General features: G+C 70.4%; 10 protein-coding genes. 2 read left to right on the top strand and 8 right to left on the bottom strand.

Annotation, left to right across the window (positions count from 1 at the left end; genetic code table 11):
• Nucleotides 1-3: 3 nt before the first annotated feature.
• Together B9Y70_RS04550 and B9Y70_RS04555 are read left to right on the top strand one after the other, a co-directional pair.
• Complete coding sequence (locus B9Y70_RS04550; protein WP_085549064.1) at nucleotides 4-1,008, top strand: ParB/RepB/Spo0J family partition protein; 1,005 nt, start codon at nucleotides 4-6, stop codon at nucleotides 1,006-1,008.
• Nucleotides 1,009-1,057: 49 nt separating this feature from the next.
• Complete coding sequence (locus B9Y70_RS04555) at nucleotides 1,058-1,681, top strand: hypothetical protein (RefSeq protein WP_085549159.1); 624 nt, start codon at nucleotides 1,058-1,060, stop codon at nucleotides 1,679-1,681.
• A gap of 106 nt (nucleotides 1,682-1,787) precedes the next feature.
• Here the strand turns inward: B9Y70_RS04555 and B9Y70_RS04560 are convergent, their stop codons facing one another.
• From B9Y70_RS04560 to B9Y70_RS04595, 8 genes are all read right to left on the bottom strand, one after another.
• Nucleotides 1,788-2,771, bottom strand: coding sequence for a hypothetical protein (locus tag B9Y70_RS04560; RefSeq protein ID WP_085549065.1), 984 nt, complete (start codon nucleotides 2,769-2,771; stop codon nucleotides 1,788-1,790).
• 209 nt (nucleotides 2,772-2,980) lie between these two features.
• The gene (locus tag B9Y70_RS04565; protein WP_085549066.1) at nucleotides 2,981-4,150 is read right to left on the bottom strand and encodes an N-acetylmuramoyl-L-alanine amidase; all 1,170 of its coding nucleotides are present in this window, start codon (nucleotides 4,148-4,150) and stop codon (nucleotides 2,981-2,983) included.
• Nucleotides 4,151-4,238: 88 nt separating this feature from the next.
• Entirely contained in the window at nucleotides 4,239-4,562 is a 324-nt protein-coding gene (gene trxA / locus B9Y70_RS04570; RefSeq protein ID WP_085549067.1) for a thioredoxin, read from the bottom strand.
• A gap of 21 nt (nucleotides 4,563-4,583) precedes the next feature.
• Nucleotides 4,584-5,504, bottom strand: coding sequence for a thioredoxin-disulfide reductase (gene trxB / locus B9Y70_RS04575; protein WP_085549068.1), 921 nt, complete (start codon nucleotides 5,502-5,504; stop codon nucleotides 4,584-4,586).
• Nucleotides 5,505-5,560: 56 nt separating this feature from the next.
• Entirely contained in the window at nucleotides 5,561-6,121 is a 561-nt protein-coding gene (locus tag B9Y70_RS04580; RefSeq protein WP_162841651.1) for an RNA polymerase sigma factor, read from the bottom strand.
• A gap of 84 nt (nucleotides 6,122-6,205) precedes the next feature.
• Entirely contained in the window at nucleotides 6,206-9,265 is a 3,060-nt protein-coding gene (locus B9Y70_RS04585) for a murein biosynthesis integral membrane protein MurJ (RefSeq protein WP_085549070.1), read from the bottom strand.
• 14 nt (nucleotides 9,266-9,279) lie between these two features.
• On the bottom strand, nucleotides 9,280-11,625 hold the full coding sequence (locus B9Y70_RS13140) for a DUF6049 family protein (protein ID WP_143337519.1): 2,346 nt from the start codon (nucleotides 11,623-11,625) through the stop codon (nucleotides 9,280-9,282).
• Nucleotides 11,622-12,320, bottom strand: coding sequence for an NUDIX hydrolase (locus tag B9Y70_RS04595; protein ID WP_085549072.1), 699 nt, complete (start codon nucleotides 12,318-12,320; stop codon nucleotides 11,622-11,624). Before B9Y70_RS04595 ends, B9Y70_RS13140 begins: the two co-directional genes overlap by 4 nt.
• Nucleotides 12,321-12,360: the final 40 nt, after the last annotated feature.

A 12,360-nucleotide genomic window follows, 5' to 3' on the forward strand; every position in this document is an offset into this window, starting at 1 on the left:
ACATTGAACCAGGAAACTCGTAAGGGCGGACTCGGTCGCGGCCTCGCCGCCCTGATCCCCTCCGGCCCCACCCCGTCCTCCCCGCGCCTGGGCGACGGCGCAGCCGACGTCATCCTCGGCGGCACCAAGGGCGCACGCGCCCAGGAACGCCAGGTCAAGGGCGCCCCCAAGCCGGGGCTGCCGGGCAGCGGGCCGACCCCCGCGGACGTGCCCGCCGAGGTGGGTGCCACCTACCGGGAGATCCCCATCGGCGAGATCTCCCCCAACCCGCACCAGCCGCGCACCGTCTTCGACGAGGAGGCCCTCGGCGAACTCGTCCATTCCATCCGCGAGTTCGGGCTCATGCAGCCCATCGTCGTCCGCACCGTCGACGACGGCTACGAGCTCGTCATGGGCGAGCGCCGCTGGCGGGCCGCCGGACGCGCCGGCCTCACCCACATCCCCGCCATCATCCGCAGCACCGATGACGGCGACATGCTCCGCGACGCCCTCCTGGAGAACATCCACCGCGTCCAGCTCAACCCGCTGGAGGAGGCCGCCGCCTACCAGCAGCTCCTCGAGGAGTTCGACGTCACCCAGGCCGAGCTCGCCGACCGCCTCGGCCGCTCCCGCCCGGTGATCACCAACACCATCCGCCTCCTCGCCCTGCCGGTCCCCGTGCAGCGCCGCGTCGCCGCCGGGGTACTCTCCGCCGGGCACGCCCGCGCCCTGCTGGGCCTCAAGGTCGACGGCATGGAGGAGCTCGCCGACCGCGTCGTCGCCGAGGGCCTGTCCGTCCGCGCCACCGAGGAGGCCGTCACCCTGCTCAACCGGGGTGACGAGCCCGAGCGCCGCAAGGCTGAGCCCGTTGCGCAGCCCGAGCTGTTCTCCCACGCCGCCACCCGCCTCGGCGACACCTGGGACACGAAGGTCACCGTCACCATGGGCCGCGGCAAGGGCCGCATGGTCGTCGAGTTCGGCGACCAGGAGGATTTCGAACGCATCCTCGGGCTCATCGAGGGCCGCTAGCCGGAGCCGGGCCGTGTTCGCGACACTCATCCCACTGAGCCCGGAGACGATGGGCCGCATCCACCCGCAGGCCGGCCGCTCCATCTTCTGGGAACTCGACGCGGAGGCGGCGTCCCTCGTCCAGGATTCCGGTGACCCGGCCTTCGAGAAGGAGGCCTGGCTGACCACCACCCTCCTCGACTACGGCTGCTGCGGCCTCTCCCTGGAGCGCAGTACGGCGGCCCGCGCCGTCGCCACCGTCCTGTGGTGCTCCCGCGACGCCGCCCCCGGCTGCGCCCAACTGCCCACCGCCCCCGTCTCCGAGGACGCGGAGGTGCTCACGTCCCTGTTCATCGACCCCGGTTTTGCCGGGGTGGGCCTCGAGGCCGTGCTTCTCGACGCCGCCATCATGCAACTCGTCGACGCCGACGTTCCCGCCGTCGAGGCTTTCGGCTGGCGCCAGGACTTCTTCTCGCGGGCCGACGTCGACGAACTCCTCGAGGGGCCTGTCGGTTCCATCCTGCGCTCCGCCTCGGAGATCGGGCTCATGTCCGTGGCCGTGCTCGAGTCCGCCGGCTTCCAGGTGGTGGCCGACCACCCGGTGCTCCCCCGCCTGCGTCTCGAGCTGCCGCCGCAGCACGGGCTGCTGTCGGTGGCCGCAGTGGAGGAGCTGCTGGACCGGGCGTGGGTGTAGGGTCCTCTCCTCCCACCGGTGACCCCGGTATCTGTACGTCGGGATTCCGGAGATACCGGGGTTGTGGGGCTACGGGTCCCCGGGCCCCGGGGTAGGGAACCCGGGGTTACGCCGCCTCCGGCACGTGCACCCGGGGGACATGCCGAGGGGGCGTGTGGTTGTCGATCACATCCAGAACGCTTCGGAGCATCACGCAAATGCCCTCTGTGACCTCGAGATCCCCCGGTGCGGCCCGGACCACCACAGGCCCGAGATTCTGCAGGGCCTTCTCCCGCTCGCGCTCGTCGATGACCACCGTCTCCGTCGGAATCCCGTGCTCTCCCCGGTACTTGCCCCTCCCGTCGATCTCCAGGATGACCCAGCCGTTGACGAGGATGTCGACGAAGTAGCTCTGTCCGGACTCCTCGTCTATGAACTCGACCTGCACCTCGAGGGAGGTGACCGCTTCTCCCCCGTACTGGTGCAGGATCATCCGGGCCTTCGACTCCCACACGCTCCCGGAGTTGGGGACGGACAACCGGACGGCCTCCCGGACGCGCGCGATTCCCCGCATCCTCCCCAGTTCCCCCACGTCCGCGAGGAGGGTCTCGGTTGATTTGCCGGGCCACTGACGGCGGGCCGAGTCGAAGGCGACCACGCCCTCGACGAGGCCGTTGAATCGGGTGACGTCGGCCAGGGTCCGGATTTTCGAGGTGATCCGGATGCCGTCGTGGTCCGCGTACTGACCGGACGGCAACAACGTGGATCGGTAGCGTGCCCCAGCCGTCCACGTCGACTTCGCCCCCGGGTGGGTTCCCCCGGGCATCTGGACGTCGACCTGCTCCTCGATGCTGAGGAGTTCAATCCCCCACAGGCGGGCTGCCGCCGGGCCGGAGACCACCCCGGCGTCGACGGTGAGACCCACGGCCACGGCTCTGATGTGGGCCTGCCGCCAGGGAGTCTGGTTGTCGTACCACTCGGCCGGCACCGCCATCTCCGCCGTGAGCCTGCGCACTGTGCCGTCCCGGATCCGTGCGCGGACGTCGCCGTCGAGAACCGAGGTGCGCCGGAGGTCGATGAGTCTGTGATCGTTGATCCACTGGTTATCCATACCCCGTAGCCTGACGGAAACCCGTCGGAGACGCGGGGGCGGGGCGCCGTAGGGCCTCTTTTCTGTGGATAACATCCGGTTGTCCACAGCCTCCGGGGTGCCCGGGTTGCGCGACCGGCGCCACCCCGGTAGAGGGAGCACGGGGCCCGGGGATGGGGAGAAGCGTAACCCCGGTATCGCAGTGATACCGGGGTGGGGAAACCGGGGTCCTAGCCCTGCTCGGCGCGCAGCAGCTCCGCGAACTTGAAGGTGCCCGTCGGTGTGTCGTCGCGGTCGAGGAGGTAGAGGCGCTTCACGGCGACGACCACGGCCTCGGCGATGGAGTCCCGCACGGCGGGGTCGGTGAGGCGGGCGACGTCCCCCGGGTTGGTGAGGTAGCCGGCGACGAGCTCGACGGTCGGCGCCTGGGTGAACCGGAGCATCTCCCAGGTGCGGGCGTGGGTGCCGCAATTCTGGAACTCGGTGCGCGCGCAGATCTCACGCTGGATGAACCCGGAGAGGGTCTCGCCGGTGAGGGAGCTGTTGCCGGTGTCGGAGCCGAAGTAGAAGGTGGCCACGCCGTGGGCCTTCTCGTTCGGGTAGTTGTCGCACTGGAGGGAGATGACGAGGTCGGCACCGAAGGCGTTGGCGATCTCGGCGCGGGAGGTGTGATCGGGGTCGTCCATGCGGGGGCGGGACAATATCGTCTCCATGCCCGCGGAGATCATGCGGCCCTTGATGCGGGAGGCGAGGTCCCAGAGGATCTCCTCCTCGGAGATCTGACCGTGCATCCCCGCGACCGACCGGCCCTTGTTCGCTCCGCCGAGGGCGGGGTCGATGACGACGCGCTTGCCGGCGAGCATGGGGCCGGCGTTGCGGACCTGCTCGCGCTCGCGGATGGCGTGGGGGCTGCCGCCGGTGATGCGGCGTCCCAGCAGCTTGAGGGCGGCGAGGGTGTCGGGGCCGCACACTCCGTCGTCCTGCAGCCCGGAGTTGAGCTGGTAGTTGGACAGTGCCTCGTAGGTGCCGGGGCCGAAGTGACCGTCGACGCGGTGTGAGTAGAAGCCGAGCTCCTGGAGCTGCTCCTGCAGGCTGGCGACGTCGTCGCCGACCATCTCGTTGTTCGGCTGGTACGACAGGACGCGGGAACCCAGCTTGTAGGACGCGTGGCGCAGCTCGCGCAGCGTCATGTCGTCGATGTTGCCGGACGGGACGATTCCGCGGGACTGCTGGAAGGCCTTGAGTACGTGGGCGAGGTCGGCGTCGAAAAGCTTGTCTTCCTCGGCGTACTTGTCGGACAGGTCCGCCTCGTAGCCGGAGAGGAGCCCCAGCCGGGCGAGGGTGGAGCGGGCCTCCGCCACGCGCGGGCTGCGATCCCCCACGCGGAATGTGTTGGTCACGGCACTCCTTCCAGGGTCAGATGCCACAGATCTTATCCCAGCCGTCAGGAGTCGGCCGGTGCTGCTCGTAGGTTGTTAAGGTTACCAGCTACAGCAGCGGTTCCAGTTTCGCCATGATGTGGGAGCGCGGGCGGACGCCGATGAACTCGTCGACCTTCTCGCCGTCCTTGAAGAACAGCACCGCCGGGATGGACATGATCTGGAACATCGCGCCGAGGGTGCGCTCCTCGTCGACGTTGACCTTGGCAATGGTCACAGCGTCACCGAGCTCCTCGGAGAGCTCGTCGAGGACGGGGCTGAGCTTCTTGCAGGGGCCGCACCATTCGGCCCAGAAGTCTACGATGACGGGCTTGTCGGCCTCGACGACGACCTCGCGGAAGTTGGACTGGGTGACCTCGATGACGTTGCTCATGTGATTCTCCTTACAGGGGGCTTAAAGGGCGGCGAGGTGGTGCTCAGCGTCGATGGCGGCGCGGCAGCCGGAACCGGCGGCGGTGACGGCCTGCTGGTAGTGGTCGTCCACCAGGTCGCCGCATGCGAAGACACCCGGGACGGAGGTCGCGGTCGACGGCTCGGAGACCTTCACGTAACCGCCCTCCTTGAGCTCCACCTGGCCGTCGAGGAAGCCGGAACGCGGGTCGTGGCCGATGGCGACGAACATCGCGGCGACCGGCAGCTCCGACAGCTCACCGGTGATGGTGTCGCGCAGCATGATGCCGCCGACCTTGCCGTCCTTCTCGACGACGTGGTCGACGACCTTGTTGGTGGCCCACTCGATCTTCTCGTTGGCCTTCGCGCGCTCCAGCATGATGGCCGACGCGCGGAACTCCTCGCGGCGGTGCACGACGGTGACCTTGTCGGCGAACTTGGTGAGGAAGGTCGCCTCCTCCATCGCGGAGTCACCGCCACCGATGACCGCGATCTCCTGGCCCTTGAAGAAGAAGCCGTCGCAGGTGGCGCAGGAGGACACTCCGCGGCCCATGAGCTCATCCTCACCCGGCACACCCAGCAGACGCGGGGCGGCACCGGTGGCCAGGATGACGGTGCGGGCCTCATGGACCTCATCGCCCACGTGGATCCGCTTCACCGGGCCCTCCAGCTCGACCGAGTCGACGAGCTCCATGCGCATGTCGGTGCCGAAGCGCTCGGCCTGGCCACGCATCTCCATCATCAGGTCCGGGCCCATGATGCCGTCCTTGAAGCCCGGGAAGTTCTCCACGTCGGTGGTGTTCATCAGGGATCCGCCGTACTCGTAACCCTCAAACATGATGGGCTTGAGCTCGGCGCGGGCGGCGTAGATGGCGGCGGTGTAGCCGGCGGGGCCGGAGCCGATGATGGCGACGTCGTGAATCATGAATTCTCCTGATCGGGGGCGGTACTTCCGCCAAGTCTAGGCGCTGTCACCGAATCTCAACGGCCGGGAGCCACGGAACATTCCCCGAGGTCGGCCCGGAGCGCCTCCCGCGCCCGGTTGCGGCGCGACTTGATCGTGCCCGGCTGCACGCCCTCCTGCTTCGCGACGTGCCCTATCGTGTACCCCTCGATGTCGATGAGCCACAACGCCCGTCGCTGGTCGGGGTGCAGGCGCCCGAGCGACTCGTGGAGGTGCAGCATGTCCTCGGACCGGCCGATGGGGTCGGCGGCGAGGAGAGGGTTGATGTCGTGCGGGAGGGCGCCGTCGTCGAGAGTGGGGGCCTCGACCTGCACGCGGTGGTTGCGGAAGTCCCAGCCCGAGTTCATCACCAGCCGGTGCAGCCAGGTGCTCAGCGAGGACTCGTGACGCCAGGTGTGCAGGCTGTAACTGGCGCGGAAGAGGGCCTCCTGGAGGATGTCCTGCGCGTCATCCTCGTTGTGGCCGTAGCGGCGCGCGACCCACAGCAGCCGCGCGCGGTGGCGTTCGACGATCGTGCTGAACGCCTTGAGGTCGCCCTCGATGTAGGCGGCCACCAGGCCGCCGTCGGTGTGTGCCACTGTTCCCCCCGGAAGTTGCTGACACAACCATTGGACCCCAGGGAGCGTGCCGACGCCCGCCGAGGCTGCCCATCACAGTGGGCGTCAGCTCACGCCGACGAGCTGCACCTCCGCCACCTCGACGGCCCCCGGGAACCACAGGAGTACACCGCCCGCGGTCATCTGCCGGTCGAGGGTCATCGTCGTGCGGCCGTCCTGCATCTGCGCGGAGCCCAGCAGCGGCAGACCCTCCGGGGACTCGGCGGTCTCGCCGGAGGTGAGGCCGTAGACCTCGACCTCGCCGCCGCCGGAGCGGATGAGGACGTTCTGGAGTTCCACGGTGTCGTCGAGAAGCAGGGTGACCCCGCCCTCGCCGAACCACACGGTGGAGTCGTCGCCGTCGGCGATCTCCGGGACGGAGGGGGTGACGTTTAGCACGCGCGGCAGCGGGCGCGGGGTGGTCTCCGAGGCGGAGCCCTGGATGGACTCCTGGTTGACCGGGGCCTCGCTGCGGTCGCCGCCGACGACGCTCACCAGGTAGGTGGTCAGTGCCGCGACGAGCACGACCGCACCGATGGAGAACGCGCCGATGAGGGCGACGGAACCGCCGGAGTAGGACTTGTCGCCGAAGCCGGGGCGGGCGTCGGGAAGCGGGCCGACCTCCACGTCGGCGACGACGAGCGGCTCCTCCACCTCGACGGCGGTGGTGGGCAGATCCTCGCGCTCCACCCCGAGGAGGGAGAGCATGGAGTTCACGGAGGTGTGGTCGCGGTCGGCGGTGGCGTCGGGAAGCACGGCCGGGAAGGCGAGGGTGGCCACACCCGCGGTGGAGATGCGGATGCGCGCGTGGTTGTCCAGGCCCAGCGGCAGGTCGCGCGTCGATGCGTCGACGAGCGGGACGAGCGCGGCGGCGACGGCCTGCGGATCGAGGTCCCCGGCACCCTCCTCCGCGACGGTGCGCAGCGGCGAACCCGGCACCCAGTCGGCGACGACGAGGCAACCGTTGCGGTAACCGAGCACCTCGATGTTCTCGGCCACGCCGGGCAAGCCCGCCAGGCGGCGGGTGCGGCGGGCGACCTCCGCGGCGGCACCGGCGGCCGCGGCGGGCGAGGCCGGGGCCAGCGGCGCGTTACCGGAGGTGTCGACGAAGGTGAGCGCCACCTCCCGGCCCGTGGCCACCTCCTTGGCGTGCCAGAAACGGGCGCCGGGCACGGAACCGTGGTCGGCGAGGAGACGGAAGCGGCCGTCGGAGACCGGGGCACCCGGCACGAGACGGGGGCCGCGGACCACGCCGGCGGACATGGGGGCCGGCGGCAGGGAGGCGGAGAAGGGGTCGAGGGCGGTGATCTGCGCGGAGACCTCCTGCGGGTTGCTCTCCCCCACCTCGATCGCCTTGGAGGAGTCGGGGCGCACGAAGCGCGACAGGCCCGGGATGCGGGCGAAGGCGCGGCCCAGGTTCTGCACCTCGGGCAGGCCGGAGAAGCTCAGCGCGATGCCCGTGGCGATGAGGAAGACCACACCCGAGACACCGACCTTGATGAGCACACCGAAGGAACCCAGCCCGCCGAGCGAGGGCAGGAGCCAGTCGACGAGCAGGGCGGCCGCGACACCGATGAGCGACGCAGCGAACGCCCACACCGTCGTGTGGATCTGCGAGCGGGTGCCCAGGTGGCCGAGCTTGCGGCGCAGCAGCAGCGCACCGATGACGGCGCCGGCGACGAAACCGAAACCGTTGGCCGCACCGAGGAGGATGACCACGCGCGACGGCGAGGTGGCCACCATCGGGGCCAGCAGCGACAGGACGATCTTCGTCGCGGTGATGCCGATGATGATGTACGTCGGGGTCCACGCCTCCTCGCGGGCGTAGAACACGCGCAGGTGGAGCAGTACGAGGGCGTAGGGCAGCAGCGTGAACGCGGAGAAGGACAGTGTGAGCCCGAGCAGGATGCCGGACTCGGTGTCGAAGTTGCGGTACGCGAACAGGGCCACGCCGATGTCCGGGCCGAAGGCGGTGAAGAACACCACGATCGGGATGAGCGCGATGAACGTCAGCTTCGTCGCCAGGTTGAGGTCGGCGACGACGGCGCGGTCATCGCCGTCGGCGGCGTTGCGCGACAGGCGCGGCATGATCGCGGTGAGGAGGGTGACGCCGATGATGCCGTAGGGCACCTGCAGCAGCAGCCAGTGCTGCTGGTAGATGAGGGGGGCGGCGGCGTCGGCGAGCGAGGCGAGGCGGGTGGTGACGACGTAACCCAGCTGCGAGACCGCCACGTACGCGACGATCGCCACGGCCATCCCGCCGAACTGCTTGAGGCGGTCGTCGATGCCCCACAGGGGCCGCAGATCGACGCCCGCCTTCCGCAGGTAAGGCACCATGATCGCCGCCTGCACGATGACACCCAGCGTGGTGCCCAGGCCCAGCAGCAGGACGTGCGGATCGACCACCCCGGAGGGCGCGGTCTCCTCCAGCTCGCCGGGCAGCAGCATGTACAGCAGCAGCACCGTGATGGAGACGACGTTGTTCGCCACCGGCGCCCACGCACCGGGTTTGAAGATGCCCCGCGTGTTGAGCACCGCCATGAACAGCGCGAAGATGCCGTAGAAGAAGATCTGCGGCAGCAGCAGGTAGGCGAAGGACGTCGACTGGATGACGTTGACCTCGCCGTCCACGTCGAGCATGAGCCGGGTGAGCAGGGGCGCGGCCACCAGCGACAGCGCCGTCACCACGAGCAGCAGCGACGCCGAGAGCGTGAAGAGTCTGCGGAAGAACGCCGTGCCCCGGTCCGCGTCCTCCTTCTCCGCGCGCACCAGCACCGGCACCACCAGCGAGGTGAGCACCGCGCCGAGGACGATCTCGGTGATGAGGTTCGGCAGCGTGTTCGCCGTGTTGAACGCCGAGCCCACCGCGCCACCGAGGGTGACGGCGATGAGCAGGTTGCGCAGGAAGCCGGTGATGCGCGAGATGAGCGTGGCGATGGCCATCGAGCCACCCGCCCGCACGACGTCGGCGTCGGAGGCGACCTCGGACCCCTCGGCGGCCACGATCGGCTCCGGCGCCCGCAGGCGCGAACGGTCCTCGGCCGGTGCCGGTGGGGCCGCCCGCTGTTCGGGCACGGGGGCCGGCGGGGCGGCGGCGACGAAACGGGAACGCAGATTATCGGACATGGACCATTTCCAGGCTAGGGGCGCTGGCGCCGTCGCCGGTGTCGACCGACGCGGAACAGCAGCGCGAGAGACAGCCCCACCACGACGAGCAGGGCAATTCCGTAGGTGCCGACGATACCGGCTCTGGTCTGCACTGTAATCTCCACCGGCGTGGAAATCGGCGAACCGTCGCGGGTGGCCAGCCACAGCGACAGCTGCGACTGGTCCTCATCCTCGGGCAGGTCGGCGGTGAGCTGCACCGTGATCGACCCGTACGCGGGGATGTGCACCGGGCCGTGCGCGGTGAGCACCGTCCCCTCGGGGCCGGTGTACGCCAGCTCGGCGTCGACGGGCAGCGGCAGTCCGTTGCCGGCCACGATGAGCAGCGGCGAGCTCTCCGACGCCCGCGTGTACACGTTCCCCGGCGGGAACAGCGCCACGGACCCGCGCAGTTCCTGCAGGGTCCGCCGGTTGGCGTCGAGTCGCCCGTTGGTGGCCTCCACCGCGTCGCGGTTCGTCGCCAGAGAGCTTCTCGACGTCCCGCTCAACGCCATGAGCACATCGCGGCGCAGCGGCAGCGTGAAGTCGTAGCGCGTGAGGTTGATGACGGGGTCGTTGACCATCATGCGCGTCAGGTCGTCGGTGTAGCGGGTCTGCTGCGCCGCGCGGAGCACCTCCGTGTCACTCACGGCCGACGGGTCGGACCACGGGCTGCCGAAGCGCGTGACCCCCACGGCCGGGGGCCCCACCGGGTCGAGCAGCGGGGCGGTGACCGCCTCGGCGAGGGGGACGGGGCGGGCGGCGCGGGCGTCGTAGAGCTCGGTGACGGTGGAGACGAGGGTGCGGGCGGTGGCGGCGTCGAGACGCGGGGCCGGTACGGCGAGGACCGGTTCGGGGCTCTGGGCCCACTCGGCGGGCAGCGTCTCCTCCGCGACCGCCAGACGGAGGGCGGAACCGGCGGTGATGGCGCGGGCGGTGACGGAGTCGAGCCGGTAGTCGAAACGCCAGTCCGGGTTGGAGTACCCCGTCGTCTGCGGGGCGGGGCCGGTGGCGGCGAGCAGCGAACCCAGGGCCGCGGGGAAGGTCGTGGCGGTGACCCCGGGCGCCAGGTGGGCGTGCGCCCCCGACTGCGGGACACCCCACACGGAGTTGTCGGCGACGATCGCGCGGACCGGCTGCGCCGGGGTCGGGGCGCCGGCGTGGTCCGGGATGACCGGGGACTCCAGCGCATTGTCGGTGATCTGCGGCTCACGGGTGGCGACGGACGCCTCCCACGCCTGATCCACCGGCACCGACTGATCCGCCCAGCCGAGGGAGGGCGCGGCCTGCTCGGTGATGTACCCCGACGACGGGATGACCACGTTGGGGACGGGCTCGACGCCCAGCTCCTCCCGCAGCACCTCGGTGCCCCGCTGGGTGGCCTCGCGGAAGAGCCATTCGTCCTCGGTGCGGGCGACGGCGTCGATGTCTGCGTCGGCCCACGGCAGGGCGACGACGCACCCGGCCCCCTGCAGGCGCTCGAGCCAGGCGGCGGCGTCCGCGGCTCCCCGACCGGGCGCGCCGGGCTCGGGGTCGTCGTCGGTGAACCAGCTGTCGCGTAGGCGCTGCTTCGTGGTGATGAGCGAGGGGCGGGACTGCGCCACCGTGTACCCGCGCGACATCCGCGACACCGTGTCCACCAGGGCAGGGTCGACGGCCAGGCACGTGCCGCGTTCCTCCGCGGCGTAGATGTCGAGCAGTTCGCTCAGCCGGCCGCCCGGGGCGATCTGGCCCGCCAGGTGCTCCGACCCGAGGATGAGCGGGGCCTCCTCCGGAGCCTCACCGGTCTCCCCCGGGACGATGTCCAGGCGGGAGGTGAGCGGCAGCAGCACCGTCAGGCCGGGGGTCTGCTGCTCCTCCTCCGCGTCCGCCGTGACCGTGACGAGCATCCGTTCCGTGTTCTCCCCCGCCGTCACCATGAGCGGCCACGTGCCCACGGGCAGGAACTCCGCCGGCAGCTCGAGCGGGACCTCCCGCCGCTCCCCCGGGCCCACCTCGACGTCTACGGTCGGGCCGAACCAGGGGTACGCGGAGGCGTCGAGCGCCAGGGCGCGCCGGGCCCCGGCCACGTCCCACGTCGGGTCGCCGCGCCGGGTACTCAGGGTGAGGGAGGCCGCCTCCTCCGACGAGTTCGCCACCGTGAGCTGCAGGCGCAGTGAATCGCCCTCCGACACGGAGTCCGGGGCCTGCGTGATGTCGACCGTGATGTCCCCGGCCTCGTCACCGCGGGCCATGGGGTTGACCCACTGATCCGCGGTCTCCGGATCGTAGGGGGTGGGGGCGGCGAGGGCGGGCGTCGACAAGCAGGCGACGGCCAGCCCTGCCGCAACGGCGCGCCTCACCGCGGGGTCGCCCTTCCCGCGGCCTTCTCCTCCCGCGCCAGGCCCGGCAGCAGATCATGCGCCGTGCGTGCCAGCTTGCGCTCGTCCGCGTAGGCGAGGTGCTCGATGAGCTCGGACACCGGGATCCACGAGACCTCGGTGACCTCCGGGTCGTCGTCGTTGAGGTCGCCGTCGACGAAGCGCAGCAGGTGGTGGTGGACCGTTTTGTGGATGCGCACCCCCTCGGACACGAACCAGTAGTCGATGACGCCGAGGTCCGCGAAGGCCTCCCCGTAGACACCGGTCTCCTCCCACACCTCACGCTCGGCGGTGGCGCGGCGGTCCTCCCCCGGCTCGACGTGCCCCTTCGGCATCGACCACAGCAGGCGGCCCCGGCGGTCCAGGCGACCGATGAGCGCGACATAGATACGGGAGAGATCGACCTCGCCCGCGTCGTTCACCGCCTCCGCGAGACCGGACACGACGAGTCCACCCGCGGACGTCTCGTCGCGGGTGGCCATGCGGTTGGGCTGCGGGCGCTGCTGCTTCCGGGAGTTCTGCGACCGCTGTGGATTACGGCGGCGGCGCTTGCGGGGTTCCTGCTTCTCGCCCTGCGACTGCTGCTGCTGGGCCTGCTGGCCCTGATTTCCGGAACCACGACGACGCGACCGGCGACGACGCCGACGCTTGGGGCCCTGGGAATCATTCTCAGTCATCCCCCTGATCGTATCCGCTGCGACAGCCTTTCGAAATTCC

The sequence above is a fragment of the Corynebacterium pollutisoli genome (assembly GCF_900177745.1).
GTDB classification, from domain to species: Bacteria; Actinomycetota; Actinomycetes; order Mycobacteriales; family Mycobacteriaceae; genus Corynebacterium; species Corynebacterium pollutisoli.

What these genes read in the sequence shown, in the direction of transcription:
- B9Y70_RS04595 (WP_085549072.1), bottom strand. Translation starts at nt 12,320, where the DNA reads ATGACTGAGAATGATTCCCAGGGCCCCAAGCGTCGGCGTCGTCGCCGG.
- trxA (WP_085549067.1), bottom strand. Translation starts at nt 4,562, where the DNA reads ATGAGCAACGTCATCGAGGTCACCCAGTCCAACTTCCGCGAGGTCGTC.
- trxB (WP_085549068.1), bottom strand. Translation starts at nt 5,504, where the DNA reads ATGATTCACGACGTCGCCATCATCGGCTCCGGCCCCGCCGGCTACACC.
- B9Y70_RS04560 (WP_085549065.1), bottom strand. Translation starts at nt 2,771, where the DNA reads ATGGATAACCAGTGGATCAACGATCACAGACTCATCGACCTCCGGCGC.
- B9Y70_RS04555 (WP_085549159.1), top strand. Translation starts at nt 1,058, where the DNA reads ATGGGCCGCATCCACCCGCAGGCCGGCCGCTCCATCTTCTGGGAACTC.
- B9Y70_RS04585 (WP_085549070.1), bottom strand. Translation starts at nt 9,265, where the DNA reads ATGTCCGATAATCTGCGTTCCCGTTTCGTCGCCGCCGCCCCGCCGGCC.